This is a genomic window from Streptomyces sp. NPDC096176, assembly GCF_044763255.1.
Taxonomy (GTDB): Bacteria; Actinomycetota; Actinomycetes; order Streptomycetales; family Streptomycetaceae; genus Streptomyces.
On record NZ_JBIWFV010000001.1, the window covers coordinates 217,229 to 233,427 of the forward strand.

The following is a 16,199-nucleotide window of genomic DNA, read 5'->3' on the forward strand; positions in this document are numbered from 1 at the left end:
GGTTCGGTCGACCGGTGCCCCACCGGCAGGAGCCGTAGGCTGCCGACATGTGTGGAATCGTGGGTTACGTCGGCGGACAGTCGGCGCTTGATGTGGTCGTCGCCGGCCTGAAGCGGCTCGAGTACCGCGGCTACGACTCGGCCGGAGTCGCGGTACTCGCCGACGGGGGACTCGCCGCGGCGAAGAAGGCGGGCAAGCTCGTCAATCTGGAGAAGGAGCTGGTGGAACGGCCGCTGCCGAGCGGGTCCACCGGCATCGGGCATACCCGCTGGGCCACCCACGGCGGGCCCACCGACGCCAACGCCCACCCTCACCTGGACAACGCGGGCCGCGTCGCCGTCGTGCACAACGGCATCATCGAGAACTTCGCCGTTCTGCGCGCCGAGCTCGCCGAGCGGGGCCACGACCTGGAGTCGGAGACCGACACCGAGGTCGTCGCCCATCTGCTCGCGGAGTCGTTCTCCTCGTGCGGCGACCTCGCGGAGTCGATGCGGATGGTGTGCCGGCAGCTGGAAGGCGCATTCACGCTGGTCGCCGTGCACGCGGACGAGCCGGACGTGGTGGTCGGCGCCCGGCGGAACTCGCCGCTGGTGGTGGGCGTCGGAGCGGGGGAGTCCTTCCTGGCGTCGGACGTGGCCGCGTTCATCGCCCACACGCGGTCCGCGATCGAGCTCGGACAGGACCAGGTGGTGGAGCTCCGCCGGGACGGAGTGACGATCACCGGCTTCGCCGGGGAGCCGGCGGAAGTGCGGTCCTACCACGTGGACTGGGACGCCTCCGCGGCGGAAAAGGGGGGCTACGACTACTTCATGCTCAAGGAGATCGCCGAACAGCCCAAGGCTGTCGCCGATACCCTCCTCGGCCGCATCGACGCGTCGGGGTCACTGAGCCTCGACGAGGTGCGCATCCCGCAGTCCGTGCTGCGCGAGGCGGACAAGGTCGTCATCGTCGCCTGCGGCACGGCCTTCCACTCGGGCATGATCGCCAAGTACGCCATCGAGCACTGGACCCGTATCCCGTGCGAGGTGGAGCTGGCGAGCGAGTTCCGCTACCGGGACCCGATCCTCGACCAGCGGACGCTGGTGATCGCGATCTCGCAGTCCGGCGAGACCATGGACACCTTGATGGCGCTGAGGCACGCGCGCGAGCAGGGCGCCAAGGTGCTGGCCATCTGCAACACGAACGGGTCGACGATCCCGCGCGAGTCGGACGCCGTGCTCTACACGCACGCGGGTCCGGAGGTCGCGGTCGCCTCGACCAAGGCGTTCCTGACCCAGCTTGTGGCCTGCTATCTCGTCGCGCTGTATCTGGCGCAGGTCCGCGGCACCAAGTGGGCCGACGAGATCCGGGCCGTCGTCCGCGACCTGGCGCACATCTCCGGCGAGGTCGACCGGGTCCTGGCGACGATGGAGCCGGTGCGGGAGCTGGCACGCTCCCTGGCCGACAAGAACACGGTGCTGTTCCTGGGCCGTCATGTGGGCTATCCGGTCGCCCTGGAGGGTGCGCTGAAGCTCAAGGAACTGGCCTACATGCACGCGGAGGGATTCGCCGCGGGCGAGCTCAAGCACGGCCCGATCGCGCTGATCGAGGAGGACCTGCCGGTGGTGGTCGTCGTGCCGTCCCCGCGGGGCCGCTCGGTGCTCCACGACAAGATCGTCTCCAACATCCAGGAGATCCGGGCGCGCGGCGCACGGACGATCGTGATCGCGGAGGAGGGGGACGAGGCGGTCGTGCCGTACGCGGACCATCTCGTATGGATTCCGGCGACACCGACGCTGCTCCAGCCGATGGTCGCCACCGTGCCGCTCCAGGTCTTCGCCTGCGAGCTGGCGACGGCCCGCGGCAACGAGGTCGACCAGCCGCGCAACCTGGCGAAGTCCGTGACGGTGGAGTGAACGCGTGATCATCGGGGTGGGGATCGATGTGGCCGAGATCGACCGGTTCGCCGCGTCGATGAAGCGGACACCGGCGATGGCCGGACGGCTCTTCCTGGAAGGAGAGTTGCTGCTCCCGAGCGGTGAGCGGCGGGGGTACGCCTCCCTCGCCGCTCGGTTCGCCGCGAAGGAGGCGCTCGCGAAGGCGCTCGGCGCACCGGCCGGGCTGCTGTGGACGGACGCGGAGGTGTGCGTGGAGGACTCCGGCCGCCCCGTGCTGCGCGTGCATGGCACGGTCGCGGCCCGCGCGGCCGAACTGGGTGTGCGTTCCTGGCACGTGTCGCTCAGTCATGACGCGGGTGTGGCATCGGCGGTGGTCATCGCGGAGGGCTAGGCCCCAGTGGCCTGAGCCCGTCTCCGCGCGGAGCGGCGGGGCGGGGGGACCGCCCCGGCGGCAACTGCGCGCCGTACGGCGGCGGGTGCGGCAGACTCGGGGGCATGCGTACTGCGTACAGCGTGGAGACCGTGAGGCACGCCGAGGCACAACTCATGGCCGGACTGCCGGAGGGTGCGCTCATGCAGCGGGCCGCCGCGGGGCTGGCGGCAGCCTGCGCCGGACTGTTGGGGAGGGTGTACGGCGCACGGGTCGTACTGCTTGTCGGCAGCGGAGACAACGGCGGCGACGCCCTGTACGCCGGCGCCGGGCTGGCGCGCCGCGGGGCCGGGGTCGTCGCCGTGCTGCTCGGAGGCGACCGTGTCCACCGCGGCGGTCTCGCGGCGCTGCTCCGCGCGGGTGGGCACGTGGCCGACGACCCGTTCGAGGTGCTCGCCTCCGCAGACCTGGTGCTGGACGGGATCACCGGCATCGGCGGCCACGGCGGCCTGCGACCGGAGGCCGTCCCCGTCGCGCGGGCGGCCCGCGGATCCGATGCCGTGATCGTCGCCGTCGACCTGCCCAGCGGCGTCGAGGCGGACAGGGGCGAAGTGCGAGGCGAGGCGCTCCGCGCCGACGCGACCGTCACGTTCGGGGCGTACAAGCCGGGGCTGCTCGTCGACCCGGCCAAGGAGTACGCGGGCACAGTGCGACTCGTCCCCATCGGTCTCGAGGACCACCTTCCCTCCGTGCCCGAGTTGGAGGCCCTCCAACACGAGGACCTCGCCCAGCTGTTGCCGGTACCGGCCGCGGAGAGCGACAAGTACCGGCGGGGTGTCGTCGGCGTCGTCGCCGGCTCCGCCCGCTACCCGGGCGCGGCCGTCCTCTCGGTCGCGGGCGCGCTGCGCGGCGGGTCGGGGGCGGTGCGGTACGTGGGCCCGGCGGCCGACGCGGTGATCGCCCGCTTCCCGGAGTGCCTCGTGCACGCGGGCCCCCCGAAGAAGGCGGGCCGGGTCCAGTCCTGGGTCGTCGGCCCGGGACTCGGCGAGAACGCGGACGCGGTACGGGAGGTGCTCGCGTCCGACGTGCCCGTACTGGTCGACGCCGACGGGCTGCGCCTGCTGGACGCCGCGGCCGTACGGGGCCGGGCCGCGCCGACGCTCCTGACGCCGCACGCGGGGGAGGCGGCGGCGCTGCTGGGCGTTCCGCGCGAGGAGGTGGAGGCCGCGCGGCTCGACTCGGTACGGGAGCTGGCGGCCCGGTTCGGCGCCACGGTCCTGCTCAAGGGGTCGACGACCCTGGTCGCCGCGCCCGACCGTGAGCGGTCACCGGTCCGGGTCAATCCGATGGGCAGCTCGTGGCTGGCGACGGCCGGCAGCGGGGACGTGCTGTCCGGCCTGGCCGGTTCGCTGCTCGCCACCGGCCTCGGCGCACGCGACGCGGGCTCGGCCGCCGCGTACCTGCACGGCCTGGCGGCCCGTCATGCGGCCGCGCGGGGCGCGCCGATCACGGCGCTCGAGGTGGCGGAGGCGCTCCCGGCCGCGTGGCGCGACGTCCGGGCGGTGTGACTCCCGGGGGCGAACGGGGACGGTACCTGCGGGGCCACGCCATTCCACGACAGTCCGCGCCGTGACGCACACGACCGCCCGGTGTACGAATCCGGCCGTTCGGCTCTGAGACACTGGGCGCGATGAGTCACACAGCACCGAGCAGCCGAACCGCACCACTGCGCGCCCGTGCCGAGATCGACCTCGCAGCCCTGCGCGCCAACGTGCGGACCCTGCGCGCCCGCGCGCCGCACGCCGAGCTGATGGCCGTGGTGAAGTCGGACGCGTACGGCCACGGCATGCTGCCCTGCGCCCGCGCGGCCCGTGCAGCCGGAGCCACCTGGCTCGGCACCGCCACCCCCCAGGAGGCGCTCACGCTCCGCGACGCCGGGGTCGAAGGCCGGATCCTGAGCTGGCTGTGGACCCCCGGCGGCCCATGGCGCGAGGGCATCGAGGCGGACCTCGACATGGCGGTGAGCGGCCTGTGGGCTCTCGAGGAAGTCACCGCCGCGGCGAAGGCGGCGGGCCGCCCCGCCCGTATCCAGCTCAAGGCCGACACCGGACTCGGCCGCAACGGCTGCCAGCCCGCCGACTGGCCCGAGCTGGTCGCGGCCGCCCGAGCGGCGGAGGACGACGGCCTCGTCGACGTCACCGGCCTGTGGTCCCACTTCGCGTGCGCCGACGAGCCCGGGCACCCCTCGATCGCCGCGCAGCTGGCCGTCTTCCACGACATGCTCGACCACGCCGAGAAGGCGGGCATCGAGCCCGAAGTGCGCCACATGGCCAACTCCCCGGCGACGCTCACCATCCCCGAAGCGCACTTCGACCTCGTGCGGACCGGCATCGCGATGTACGGCATCTCGCCCAGCCCCGAGCTGGGCACCCCCGCCGACTTCGGGCTGCGTCCGGTGATGACGCTCGCCGCGTCCGTGGCCCTCGTCAAGCACGTTCCCGAGGGGCACGGAGTCAGCTACGGGCATCACTACGTCACGGCCGACGAGACGACCCTCGGGCTCATCCCCGTCGGATACGCGGACGGCATCCCGCGTCACGCCTCGGGCAGAGGGCCCGTCCTGGTCGCGGGCGAGTGGCGGCGGGTGGCCGGGCGGGTCGCGATGGACCAGTTCGTCGTGGATCTCGGCGGGCAGACGCTTCCGGCGGGCACGGAAGCGGTGCTGTTCGGTCCCGGCGACCGGGGCGAGCCGACCGCGGAGGACTGGGCACAGGCCGCCGACACCATCGCGTACGAGATCGTGACGCGCATCGGAACCCGGGTTCCGCGCGTCTATGTGAACGAGGACGTGAACGAGGACCAGGGCCCCGAGGGCTTCCACGAGTAGGAGAGCGGCACGGTGAACGAGACCAGCACGGGGGACGTGGCCGAAGCTGCCGCGGTGGTCGTGGCCGAGGCCACGGGCAACTGGCGCCGCGCGAGCATCGCCGGTGCGGCGATAGGCGTGGTCGCGGCGGGCGCCGCCGCGGGCGTGGCGCTCGAGAGGCTCACCGTCGGCCGCGGTATTCGGAAGAAGGCACGGCTGGCGCTCGACGCGTCAGGGCCGTACGGCGCCCTGCGCGGCACCCCGGGCAGGGCGTTCGCCGACGACGGCACGACGCTCTACTACGAGGTGGACGAGACCGAGCCGGATGTCGCCGCGCCGCGCCGGCGCAGGCTGTTCGGGCGTAAGGCCCCCGCTCCCGTGACCGTCGTCTTCAGCCATGGCTACTGCCTCAGCCAGGACTCCTGGCACTTCCAGCGGGCGGCGCTGCGCGGCCTGGTGCGGACCGTCCACTGGGACCAGCGCAGCCACGGCCGTTCCGGCCGCAGCGCCGCGGCCGCCGCCGGCGGCGCGCCTGTCTCCATCGACCAGCTGGGCCGCGACCTGAAGGCGGTCATCGACGCGGCGGCCCCCGACGGGCCGCTCGTGCTGGTCGGCCACTCCATGGGCGGCATGACGATGATGGCGCTTGCCGCCGACTACCCGGAGCTGGTGCGGGAGCGTGTGGTCGCGGCGGCGTTCGTCGGCACGTCGTCCGGGAAGCTCGGCGAGGTCAACTACGGGTTGCCGGTGGCCGGTGTGAACGCGATACGGCGGGTCCTGCCCGGTGTGCTGCGTGCGCTGGGATCGCAGGCCGAACTGGTCGAACGCGGCCGGCGGGCCACGGCGGACCTGTTCGCGGGGCTGATCAAGCGGTACTCGTTCTCCTCGAAGGACCTGGACCCGGCGGTCGCGCGGTTCGCCGAGAGGATGATCGAGTCGACGCCGATCGACGTGGTCGCCGAGTTCTATCCGGCGTTCGCCGAGCACGACAAGACCGAGGCGCTCGCCGTCTTCCAGGGGCTGCCGGTGCTGGTCCTGGCGGGCGACAAGGACCTCGTGACGCCGAGTGCGCACAGCGAGGCGATCGCCGATCTGCTGCGGGAGGTGGAGCCGGCGGCCGAGCTGGTCATCGTGCCGGACGCCGGGCACCTCGTGATGCTCGAGCACCCGGAGGCCGTCACCGACCGGCTGGCGGACCTCCTGGTGCGGGCCGGCGCGGTGCCGCCAGCCGCTACCGTTGGTCGGTATGGAAGCACCGCACAGCCCGGCGGCTGAGACCGCCGCCGCCCGCGTCCTGGTCCGTCTCTCGGTGGACTCCCCCGAGGAGATGCAGAACCTGGGGCGCAGCCTCGCGAAACTGCTGCGTCCCGGCGACCTGGTGATGCCCACGGGTGAGCTCGGCGCCGGCAAGACCACGCTGACCCGCGGCCTCGGGGAGGGCCTCGGCGTGCGCGGCGCCGTCACGTCCCCGACGTTTGTCATCGCCCGCGTCCACCCGTCTCTGACGGGCGGTCCGGCACTGGTGCACGTGGACGCGTACCGGCTGGGCGGTGGCCTCGACGAGATGGAAGACCTCGACCTCGACGTATCGCTGCCGGAGTCGGTGGTGGTCGTGGAGTGGGGCGACGGCAAGGTCGAGGACCTCTCGGAGGACCGTCTGCACGTGGTCATCGACCGCGTGGTCGGCGACACCGACGACGACCGCCGCACGGTGACCCTCGCGGGGTACGGGGCGCGGTGGGCCGACGTGGACCTGGCGGCGGCGGGAGCGTAGGCCTGGGGAGTGCTGGGCGGCGTCGCGGGGCTCTGCCCCGGGCCCCCGCGCCTCGATCGCCGCCTGGACCGGTCGCCCCGGTTCGGGATCGGCGGGACGGGGGAGAAACACCGCACGTTCCGACAAGACGTCGGGAAAGTGTTGCGTCCGTCGCGCTCGGCGTGATGACATGGTATCGAGACCTGGTTAGGTCTACCTAACCTCGCCTGCCCCCGGAGCCCCAGGAGGCGTCCATGTCGGCATCGGAGCGCGAAGCACACTCGAGTCAGCAGTCGTCCGAGCCCGCCGCGGCGGCGCCGCTGCCGACGGCCTTGTCGATGCGGGAGCTGCTGGCGTCCTGTGCCGCGGCCAGCGCGGTGTCCACCCCGCCCCGGCAAGCGCCCCGCGCGTCCCGTGAGACGCCACGGCCCGCACAGCACCGCGACGCGGCCTGAGCGGCCCGGTTCGTTCGGAAGCGGTCGTACGCAGACACCCGTACGGGTGGGACACGCGTACGGCCAGGGCGCCGATACCGGCGTGCCCTACGGGACCACGACCACCTTCGAGCCGACCGTCGCGAACACCCACACCGCGTCCCCGTCGGCCCGCTTCATCCGCACGCCGCCCGTCCTCTTCGTCGGGTCCGGGCTGGCCATGGTGCCGTCCACCGCCGCGCTGAAGCCGACGGACACCTCGTCGACGGTCGCGAACCGCACCACGTGCTCGATCGGCACCCCGTCGGAGCCGGACACACTTCCCGACCGCGAGGTCACCGTGTAGGTGCCCGGCTTCGGACTGACCGTGGACGGCATGACCTCGAAGGTGCGCTGCACCTTCTCGTTCGCGTTCACCAGCCAAACCCGCCGGTCACCGAGTGCGTACACGACGCGTACACCGGTGCCGGAGTCCGCGGGGACCGCCAGCGGGTCCTTCGGCTCGGTGGAGGCGGTCGCGCCGGGGGCGGCAGCCGACGGGGCGGCGCTCGGCCGCTTCGCGGGGTCGAGGTTCTCGGGGACGTTCGCCGACGCCTGGTAGGCGAGGAAACCGACGACGGCCAACGCCGCCGCCGTGAGCCCGGCCACGAGTCCCGAGCTGCTCCGTGCCACCCTGCCCACCCTCTCGGACGCCTGCGATTGCCTGTGACTGCCTGTGATCGCTCTCGATCAAAGGCGGTCAGCCTATTTGTGGTGACGGTAGCACCGCCGCTTCGTTCGACGGGGCCGCCATGGCGCCCTCGCCGGAGCCGTAGGCTGTTTGCGTGCTCTTGCTCGCCATGGATACCGCAACCCCTGCCGTCACGGCAGCCCTGCACGACGGCTCGTCCGTCGTCGCCGAGTCCAGCCGCGTGGACGCGCGCCGTCACGGGGAGCTGTTGCTGCCCGCCGTCGACCGCGTGCTGGCCGAGGCCGGTGTGAAGCTCGACGCCGTCACCGGCATCGTCGTCGGCGTGGGCCCCGGGCCGTACACGGGCCTGAGGGTCGGCCTGGTCACCGCCGCGACCTTCGCGTCGGCGCTCGGCGTCCCCGTCCACGGCGTGTGCACGCTCGACGGACTCGCCTACGCCGCCGGGCTCGACGAGCCCTTCGTCGTGGCGACCGACGCTCGCCGCAAGGAGGTCTACTGGGCGCGGTACGCGGACGCCCGTACGCGCCTGACCGATGCGTCCGTCGACCGTCCCGACGCCATCGCCGAGCAGGTCGCGGGCCTGCCGGCGGTCGGGGCCGGTGCGTTGCTGTACCCGCAGGCGTTCCCCGACACCCGCGGCCCCGAGCACGTCAGCGCCGGCGCGCTCGCCGCGCTGGCCGCGGAGAAGCTGGCCGCGGGCGAGGAGTTCCTCGCGCCGCAGCCGCTGTATCTGCGCCGCCCCGACGCCCAGGTGCCCAAGAACTACAAGGTGGTCACCCCGAAGTGAGCGCCGCCGCCCTGCGTGAGATGCGCTGGTGGGACCTGGAGCCGGTGCTGGAGCTCGAGCACGAGCTGTTTCCCGAGGACGCCTGGTCTCCGGGCATGTTCTGGTCGGAACTCGCGCACTCCCGGGGCCCACAGGCCACCCGCCGCTATGTGGTCGCGGAGTCCGACGGGAAGATCGTCGGCTACGCGGGGCTGGCGGCGGCCGGCGGACTCGGCGACGTACAGACCATCGCCGTCGACCGCAGCCAGTGGGGGACCGGACTCGGCTCCCGGCTGCTGACCGACCTGCTGCAGCACGCCACCGCCTTCGAGTGTGACGAGCTGCTCCTCGAGGTGCGCGTGGACAACGTCAGGGCCCAGAAGCTGTACGAGCGCTTCGGCTTCGAGCCCATCGGATTCCGCCGCGGCTACTACCAGCCGGGCAACGTCGACGCCCTCGTCATGCGACTGACCGTACAAGGAACAGAGACCAACTGATGGCTGACGAACCGCTCGTACTCGGCATCGAGACCTCCTGCGACGAGACCGGCGTCGGCATCGTCCGCGGTACGACCCTGCTCGCCGACGCGATCGCCTCCAGCGTCGACACCCACGCCCGCTTCGGCGGCGTGGTGCCCGAGATCGCCTCGCGCGCGCATCTGGAGGCGATGGTGCCGACCATCGAGCGCGCGCTGAAGGAGGCGGGTGTGAGCGCCCGCGACCTCGACGGCATCGCGGTCACCGCAGGGCCGGGCCTCGCGGGCGCGCTGCTGGTCGGCGTCTCGGCGGCGAAGGCCTACGCGTACGCCCTGAACAAGCCGCTGTACGGGGTCAACCACCTCGCCTCCCACATCTGCGTCGACCAGCTCGAGCACGGCCCGCTGCCCGAGCCGACCATGGCGCTGCTGGTCTCCGGCGGCCATTCCTCCCTGCTGCTCGCCCCCGACATCACCGCCGACGTGCGGCCCATGGGCGCCACCATCGACGACGCGGCCGGTGAGGCCTTCGACAAGATCGCGCGCGTCCTCGACCTCGGCTTCCCCGGTGGCCCGGTCATCGACCGGCTGGCGAAGGAGGGCGACCCGGCGGCGATCGCGTTCCCGCGCGGACTGAGCGGCTCCAAGGACCCGGCGTACGACTTCTCGTTCTCCGGACTGAAGACGGCCGTGGCGCGCTGGATCGAGGCCAAGCGCGCCGCCGGCGAGGAGGTGCCGGTACGGGACGTGGCGGCGTCCTTCCAGGAGGCGGTCGTCGACGTGCTGACCCGCAAGGCGGTGCGCGCCTGCAAGGACGAGGGCGTCGACCACCTGATGATCGGCGGCGGTGTCGCGGCCAACTCCCGGCTGCGGGCCCTCGCGGAGGAGCGGTGCGAACGGGCCGGGATCCGACTGCGCGTACCGCGGCCGAAGCTGTGTACCGACAACGGCGCGATGGTGGCGGCACTGGGCGCGGAGATGGTCGCCCGCAACCGGCCGGCCTCCGACTGGGAGCTGTCGGCCGACTCGTCGCTGCCGGTGACCGACACGCACGTCCCGGGCGCGCACGGCCATGACCACCACGGGCACGACCATGTGCACGAGGTCAGCAAGGAGAACCTCTACTCATGAGCGTCGTCGCCCTGATGTGGGAGGCCCGCGCGGTCCAGGACCGCGGCGCGGAACTGCTGGAGTGGGCCCGCACCCGGGAACTGGCGCGAGAGCCCCTGCGCCGCGAGACGTTCCGGGCGGCGGGGGACCGGGTGCTCGTCATCACCTGGTGGGAGGCGCCGAACACGGACGCGGACCTCCCCGAACTGCCCGAGCCGGCGGCCGATCTGATCACCCGCCCGGTGCACCGCTGGCGGTTCGAGTCGCTCGGCTGAGGAATCCCACGAAAAAGTTCGGCGGGGGTGTCGATCCGGTCGCCCCCCGTTCGACGCATGGGTGAGAGGCGGGGAACGGCCCCGTCCTCACGAGACGAGGAGTCACCATGCCGCGCTTTCTGTCGATGATCCGCATCGAGGAGAACCAGATCTCCGAGGACGACTTCCCCGAGGAGCTCGGCGAGCGGATGGGCAAGCTGCTCGAGGAGATCACCAAGGCCGGCGTCATGCTGGACACCGCCGGTCTCCGGCCGACCTCCGAGGGCACCCGCGTGACCTGGTCCGACGGCAAGATCTCCTACACCGACGGGCCCTTCACCGAGACCAAGGAAGTCATCGGCGGCTACTCCATCACGCAGTGCAAGGACAAGGCCGAGGCCATGGAGTGGGCCAAGCGCTTCCTCGAGATCCACCCGGAGAGGTGGACGATCACCTGCGAGGTCCGCGAGATCGAAGAGGGCTGAGCGCCTGCCGCGCTTGCCCCTGTTCTGCCGCGGCTGCTCTGATGGGTGGCCGTGACGGCAGCAGGAGCGACCGCAGCGGTCGAAGCGGTGTTCAGGATCGAGTCCGCGCGGATCATCGCCGGTGTCGCCCGCATCGTGCGGGACGTGGGCATCGCCGAGGAGCTCGCGCAGGACGCTCTGGTCGCCGCGCTGGAGCAGTGGCCGGAGTCGGGCGTCCCGGACAGGCCGGGGGCCTGGCTCATGGCCACCGCCAAGCACCGTGCGATCGATCTCGTACGCCGCAAGGAGACGTACGCGCGCAAGCTGGCCGAGGTGGGACGCGCCCTGGAAGACGTCGGGCCGCCGGTTGAACCGTCGGACCCCGACGACATCGACGACGACCTGCTGCGGCTGATCTTCACCGCCTGCCATCCGGTGCTCTCCACCGACGCCCGCATCGCGCTCACGCTGAGACTCCTTGGCGGGTTGACGAGGGAGGAGATCGCCCGCGCCTTCCTGGCCGCGGAGCCGACCGTCGCGCAGCGCATCGTTCGCGCGAAACGGTCGCTGGCGAAGGCGGGCGTCCCCTTCGAGGTCCCGTACGGAGCCGACCGTGCCGCGCGACTCGGCTCGGTGCTCGAAGTCATCTACCTGGTCTTCAACGAGGGCTACTCGGCCACCGGGGGTGACGACCTGGTGCGCCCGGCGCTCTGCGAGGACGCCCTGCGGCTGTCCCGGGTCCTGGCCGCCCTGATGCCCGACGAACCCGAGGTGCACGGCCTGAACGCCCTCCTCGAACTCCAGGCGTCCCGCATCCCCGCCCGCACGGGACCGTCCGGCGAGCCCGTGCTGCTCGCGGACCAGAACCGCGCCAAGTGGAGCCGACTGCTGATCCGGCGCGGCATCGAGGCGCTGAACCGGGTGGGCGGCGGCCCGTACGGCCCGTACGCGCTGCAGGCCGCGATCGCCGCCTCCCACGCGCGGGCGGTGCGGTACGAGGACACGGACTGGGCCATGATCGCCGCGCTGTACGGGCAGTTGGCGGTCCTGACCCCGTCACCGGTCGTGGAGCTGAACCGCGCGGTCGCCGTCTCGATGGCCGAGGGCCCGGAGGCGGGCCTGGTGCTGGTCGACGCACTCGCCGACGAACCGGCCCTGAAGGACTACCACTTGCTGCCGAGCGTACGCGGCGACCTGCTGGCCCGTCTGGGGCGTACCGACGAGGCACGGGCCGAGTTCGAACGGGCCGCCTCCCTGACGCGTAACGCCAGGGAGCGTGAGCTGCTGCTGGCGCGTGCGGCCGACACCGCCCGGCAGCCTCGTCGCCATGCCCAGCCGTGCCCTTCCGCCACCGCCCCCGCCTGCCGACATACGGGCCTGGCCGACGAGGAGCCTCCGGCCGGCGCGCAGCGCTGACACGCTCGGGCCCCGTCGGAGGGTTCCAACGCCCCTTCGGGGAATTCCTGTCGACCAGCGGGCGTCAGCCGCGCGTGCGCAGCCGGCCGGCGAGTTCCGTGAGCCAGGCGCCGGGTGTGTACGGAGCTGGTGGGTCGACTTCCATGCCGAGTTCGGCGACGGCGATTGCGTAGTCGGATTCGTCGAGGGGCAGGGTGAGCAGGTCGTGGAGTTCGCCGGTGAGCTGGGCGATCAGGCCGGAGTCGGTGGTGTCCAGGTAGTCGTCGAGTGCGGCGTCGTGGTCCTCGAACTCGTCCGGCATGTCCTGGGAGTACCAGCCGCCGAGGAGCTGGGCGAGTTCGGGGAAGCGGGCGTGCCATTCCCAGTGTGTCCGGGGGGTGGCCGGGGGCGGTGCCTGACCGGTGTCCACGCTCTTCTTGAGGCGGTCGGCGAGGCGGACCAGCCAGGCCTGGATCTCGGAGTCGGGCAGGCCCACGTCGGGTACGGGGTAGAACTCGCCGAGGCGTAGCCGGAGGCGGCCGGGTGGGTTGTCGGCGTACGCGCGCAGTTGTTCCTCGGCGATCGGGATGGCCCAGGGGCGGGTGCGCCAGGTGTGCCGGAGGTAGGCGGTCAGGGGCTCGTCGTCGTCGGCGGTGCGGCCGAGGTAGGCGCGGATGACGTGGTCCAGCTCGCCGTATTTGCGGTCGTGTTCGCGCGGCTTCAAAGACACGAGGTGCTGCCTCTAGAGGTAGATCGGGAAGGTGGCGTGGACGGTGAAGCCGTGCGGGCTCGTCTCGTCCCGCTTGAGGATCACCCGGGCTGCGCGCACGTCGACGGGCTCGCGGCCGGCGAGCATCATCGCCTGGAGCAGGACGCGCCCGACGGGCTCGGGCCGGGACGGCCAGGCGGCCTCGACGGTGAGGCGCCGACGGGTCGACTGGGCGAGCCACCGGTGGATGACCTGCTCATTGGCCGTGACGACGTGCTGGGTCGCCCACTGGGCGGTCTCCCGGTCGGGATAGCTCGCGGCGCGGTTCTGGCTGACGGCTGCGGTCATGAGTGCTCTCGTTGCATGTGATCGTTGACGGTGTCGATGAGTTCACGGAGTCGGTCGCGGTCGGCCCAGGAGAGGCGCGGCCTGAGCGCGTCCGGGCCGGGAAAGAGAGCGAGGGCCCGCTGCGCTTCGGTCGAATAGGCAGCTGCTCGCATGGAGCAGTACGGATGCTCATTCGTCAGCACCGACCGGACGGCGTCGGCGAAAGGCTTGTCACCCTCGTCCATGAGGATGGCGTCGAAGCCGAAAAGATAGGGGAAGGTTTGCAGGAACTCCTCGCCGCCCATTGGTAGTTCGGAATACTCCGGGGCCCCTTGGCGGTCGAGGAGACGCACCAGTTCCGCCAGGGTACGCAGATAGTCGGCAGGCTCCATGTCCCCCGCCGCCCGCGCAGCCACTTCCCGGAACTGCGGCGGGAACGAGTCGAGCCCACCCGCCCGCTCGACGGAATCCGCGGCGAACTCCAGCACTCCGGCCGAGGCGTGGACGGAGCAGTTCCAGTTGGCGATCCAGTCGTTGCGGACGAGGCGGATGTAGCGTTGGATCTCTTCGTCCAACTCCAGTCGCCCGTCCGATTCCTGTGCTGCCACGGCAATGCCCAGGAGTCGCAATGCCGGGCCGTCGGAGAGCAGCGACACAGGGGACGGCTGCATGTGGTGCACCTCTCTCACGGACCTTTGTGCGGCATCGCGGTGAGCACGATGAAGGGCGGTTCCAGGCCTTCTTTGTAGATCAGACGCACCTGGACCCAGCTCTTGTCCTCGGCCCTGGCATTCATGCCGTCCGCAGCATAGTCGTCGCGCGAGACACTACGGCCGGTGGACTGACCTGGGAATTCCAAGTAGACCGGCGGCTGGATCTCCGACTTGTTCGGATCGTAGTTCGGGTTGTTCTGGATCTTCTTCTCCACGCTGTCGATCCAGTCCGCGATCCGGTTCTCGTTCGCGTCGTTCTGGAGCGCCGCCTGGGTGAATCGCTGGGCGGAAGTCAGGTCCGGGAAGGTAGAAGCGGCCGGAGCACCTGCCTGGTCCCGAAGCCGCATTCGGAGCTGGTCGTCGGTCAGACCGATGTGCTTGTCGATGGGGTGGCTGCCGTAGAGGCCTTCTTGGTTCGCCAGGTCCATCGGGTAGTAGATGTTGTCGGGGTCACTCCCGGGAACCGTGTAGTGGTGCTGCGGCTTGAACTCGTTGAGCGCCCGAGCTCCGAAAGCCTGCGCACGGGCGTCCTCCGCCTTGAAGGTGGGCGCACTGCGGAACGCCTCGTCCAGCGGCCCCATCAGGGCGTTCAGCCTCGGCACCAGGCCGTTCACCCGCGTGTTGTACGCCTCGACGACCCGATTGATGGCCGCCGTGTCGATGTTCAGCGTTATCTCGATGCTGAGTTCGGCGGCACCCTTCGCCAGGCCCTTGACGAAACGTCCGAGAGCCTTGGCGCCTTCCTTGACGTCGCCGGCATCGACGCCGTCACTCAGATCGATCTTGCCGACGGCCTCCCGTACGGCCTCCATGTAGATGTCCCATACCTTGCCGTTGAGGTCCACGGCGGCTTCCGCGAACTCGTACAGCAGGTCGTAGACCTTCATGGCCGTGTCGTAGAGCACGGCCATCACGGGGTGGCTCGAGGTGGGCGCCGATCCCGAGTCGTGCTTCCACTCGTACCCGGCCGTGGACGTGCCCCATGCCGTCGTACCCCACAGCGAACTGCAGAACTGACGCATCGCGTCGTGCCACTCGCTGTTGGTCTGCTGGGTGATGCTGCTGACCTGCCCCGTCAGGGTGCCCTCGGTCATGGAGAGGGTGACGGTCACGTCCCGCCAGGCCTTGGCCAGGTCGTTCAGGTAGTGCTGATGCGGATACGGGTAGACGTCCGCGACCTTGCCCCAGCGGAAGGCGTGTTTGAGGACGGGGCGGAAGGCATCGCGAAGGACCTCGGGAATGCACTCCAGGATGCTGCGCAGCCAGCCGTCGCCGCCGTCGTCGTCCCCCCACTTCAGATTCGGGACGCTCCCGTAGGAGGGAGCCTTGTCGACCACCTGGGGAGGGGGCTGGACCACCGGCTTCTTCTTGCCGGTGGGGTCGGCCGCTGCTTCGGCCTTGGAATAGTTGTTGGCCGTGGTCGTGAACCCGACGGCGGCACCGCCGATGCTGACCACGCTCCGGGCCCAGACTTCGAGGAACCGGTTGCCGACCTTGACGTAGGCAGAGGCGAATGCCTGTGCGGCGGTCCCGTAACCGCCGGCGTCGGGGTGCTTCTGCAGCTCCGTGAGCAGTGTCTTGGCGGCCTGGTCGTACATCGGCTGCTGACTCGCGAAGCCTTGGGAGACGCGATGCAGGTCCGAGGGCTTGACGTCGATGGTGCCGTTCTGCGGAGGCGGTGGCGTGCCCATCAGGCGGCTCCCCAGCCTCGCAGCACCGCGCGGTGGGCCTCGGCGTAGTTGGCGTGCCCCGTGGTGACCACCTCGTGCAGCCATGCCTGGGCGGCCTGGAGGTCCGCCATCTGCTTGTCCCACTGGTCGAGTTCTTCCACGAAGGCGTCGCGGGCGTCGCCCTTCCAGGTCAGGACGACTTTCTCGGTGCGGGTGTAGAGGTCTTCCAGGCGCAGGTTGAGCTGTTTGAGGATGTCTTCGAGTTCGCCGGCCGCTTCGCGCAGGGTGCTGAAGCTGACGCCTATGTAGTCGTCGGCCATGTCTG

Annotated in this window: 18 protein-coding genes; 12 read left to right on the top strand and 6 right to left on the bottom strand. The window is 71.3% G+C overall.

What is annotated here, in order from left to right; translation table 11 throughout:
• Positions 1–47 precede the first annotated feature (47 nt).
• The 6 genes from glmS (at position 48) to tsaE (ending at position 6,887) form a co-directional block, all read left to right on the top strand.
• Complete coding sequence (gene glmS, locus ACIQ7Q_RS01165; protein WP_403854959.1) at positions 48–1,895, top strand: glutamine--fructose-6-phosphate transaminase (isomerizing); 1,848 nt, start codon at positions 48–50, stop codon at positions 1,893–1,895.
• Between the two features lie 4 nt (positions 1,896–1,899).
• On the top strand, positions 1,900–2,268 hold the full coding sequence (locus tag ACIQ7Q_RS01170; protein WP_403854961.1) for a holo-ACP synthase: 369 nt from the start codon (positions 1,900–1,902) through the stop codon (positions 2,266–2,268).
• Positions 2,269–2,372: 104 nt separating this feature from the next.
• Entirely contained in the window at positions 2,373–3,815 is a 1,443-nt protein-coding gene (locus ACIQ7Q_RS01175) for an NAD(P)H-hydrate dehydratase (RefSeq protein ID WP_403854963.1), read from the top strand.
• A gap of 122 nt (positions 3,816–3,937) precedes the next feature.
• Positions 3,938–5,134 carry an alanine racemase gene (alr, locus tag ACIQ7Q_RS01180; RefSeq protein ID WP_403854964.1) on the top strand — a complete coding sequence of 399 codons (1,197 nt, stop codon included), beginning with the start codon at positions 3,938–3,940 and terminating at the stop codon, positions 5,132–5,134.
• A 12-nt stretch (positions 5,135–5,146) separates the two neighbouring features.
• On the top strand, positions 5,147–6,388 hold the full coding sequence (locus tag ACIQ7Q_RS01185; protein ID WP_403854965.1) for an alpha/beta fold hydrolase: 1,242 nt from the start codon (positions 5,147–5,149) through the stop codon (positions 6,386–6,388).
• Positions 6,360–6,887 (top strand): tRNA (adenosine(37)-N6)-threonylcarbamoyltransferase complex ATPase subunit type 1 TsaE, encoded by a 528-nt coding sequence (gene tsaE, locus ACIQ7Q_RS01190; RefSeq protein WP_403854967.1) that lies wholly within the window; start codon positions 6,360–6,362, stop codon positions 6,885–6,887. Before ACIQ7Q_RS01185 ends, tsaE begins: the two co-directional genes overlap by 29 nt.
• Before the next feature lie 521 nt (positions 6,888–7,408).
• Here the strand turns inward: tsaE and ACIQ7Q_RS01195 are convergent.
• Positions 7,409–7,972, bottom strand: a complete 564-nt coding sequence (locus tag ACIQ7Q_RS01195) for a hypothetical protein (protein WP_403854969.1) — start codon at positions 7,970–7,972, stop codon at positions 7,409–7,411.
• Positions 7,973–8,124: 152 nt separating this feature from the next.
• Here ACIQ7Q_RS01195 and tsaB point away from each other — a divergent pair, with 152 nt between their 5' ends.
• The 6 genes from tsaB to ACIQ7Q_RS01225 all read left to right on the top strand — a co-directional run bounded on the left by tsaB (position 8,125) and on the right by ACIQ7Q_RS01225 (position 12,476).
• On the top strand, positions 8,125–8,778 hold the full coding sequence (gene tsaB, locus ACIQ7Q_RS01200; protein ID WP_403854971.1) for a tRNA (adenosine(37)-N6)-threonylcarbamoyltransferase complex dimerization subunit type 1 TsaB: 654 nt from the start codon (positions 8,125–8,127) through the stop codon (positions 8,776–8,778).
• 20 nt (positions 8,779–8,798) lie between these two features.
• Positions 8,799–9,254, top strand: a complete 456-nt coding sequence (gene rimI / locus ACIQ7Q_RS01205) for a ribosomal protein S18-alanine N-acetyltransferase (RefSeq protein WP_403856379.1) — start codon at positions 8,799–8,801, stop codon at positions 9,252–9,254.
• On the top strand, positions 9,254–10,363 hold the full coding sequence (tsaD, locus tag ACIQ7Q_RS01210; RefSeq protein WP_403854973.1) for a tRNA (adenosine(37)-N6)-threonylcarbamoyltransferase complex transferase subunit TsaD: 1,110 nt from the start codon (positions 9,254–9,256) through the stop codon (positions 10,361–10,363). The genes rimI and tsaD overlap by 1 nt, the downstream gene beginning before the upstream one ends.
• Positions 10,360–10,617 (top strand): hypothetical protein, encoded by a 258-nt coding sequence (locus ACIQ7Q_RS01215; RefSeq protein ID WP_403854975.1) that lies wholly within the window; start codon positions 10,360–10,362, stop codon positions 10,615–10,617. The genes tsaD and ACIQ7Q_RS01215 overlap by 4 nt, the downstream gene beginning before the upstream one ends.
• Positions 10,618–10,724: 107 nt before the next feature.
• Positions 10,725–11,081, top strand: a complete 357-nt coding sequence (locus ACIQ7Q_RS01220; protein ID WP_403854977.1) for a YciI family protein — start codon at positions 10,725–10,727, stop codon at positions 11,079–11,081.
• Between the two features lie 45 nt (positions 11,082–11,126).
• On the top strand, positions 11,127–12,476 hold the full coding sequence (locus tag ACIQ7Q_RS01225; protein ID WP_403854979.1) for an RNA polymerase sigma factor: 1,350 nt from the start codon (positions 11,127–11,129) through the stop codon (positions 12,474–12,476).
• Between the two features lie 64 nt (positions 12,477–12,540).
• Here ACIQ7Q_RS01225 and ACIQ7Q_RS01230 read toward each other — a convergent pair whose 3' ends face one another.
• The 5 genes from ACIQ7Q_RS01230 to ACIQ7Q_RS01250 are packed head-to-tail and all read right to left on the bottom strand — an operon-like array spanning position 12,541 to position 16,194.
• Positions 12,541–13,185 (bottom strand): contact-dependent growth inhibition system immunity protein, encoded by a 645-nt coding sequence (locus ACIQ7Q_RS01230; protein WP_403854981.1) that lies wholly within the window; start codon positions 13,183–13,185, stop codon positions 12,541–12,543.
• 12 nt (positions 13,186–13,197) lie between these two features.
• Complete coding sequence (locus ACIQ7Q_RS01235; RefSeq protein WP_403854983.1) at positions 13,198–13,512, bottom strand: RNase A-like domain-containing protein; 315 nt, start codon at positions 13,510–13,512, stop codon at positions 13,198–13,200.
• Positions 13,509–14,147, bottom strand: coding sequence for a hypothetical protein (locus ACIQ7Q_RS01240; protein WP_403854985.1), 639 nt, complete (start codon positions 14,145–14,147; stop codon positions 13,509–13,511). The genes ACIQ7Q_RS01235 and ACIQ7Q_RS01240 overlap by 4 nt, the downstream gene beginning before the upstream one ends.
• A 29-nt stretch (positions 14,148–14,176) precedes the next feature.
• Positions 14,177–15,895, bottom strand: coding sequence for an RNase A-like domain-containing protein (locus ACIQ7Q_RS01245; RefSeq protein WP_403854987.1), 1,719 nt, complete (start codon positions 15,893–15,895; stop codon positions 14,177–14,179).
• Entirely contained in the window at positions 15,895–16,194 is a 300-nt protein-coding gene (locus ACIQ7Q_RS01250; protein ID WP_037773978.1) for a WXG100 family type VII secretion target, read from the bottom strand. The genes ACIQ7Q_RS01245 and ACIQ7Q_RS01250 overlap by 1 nt, the downstream gene beginning before the upstream one ends.
• Positions 16,195–16,199 lie beyond the last annotated feature (5 nt).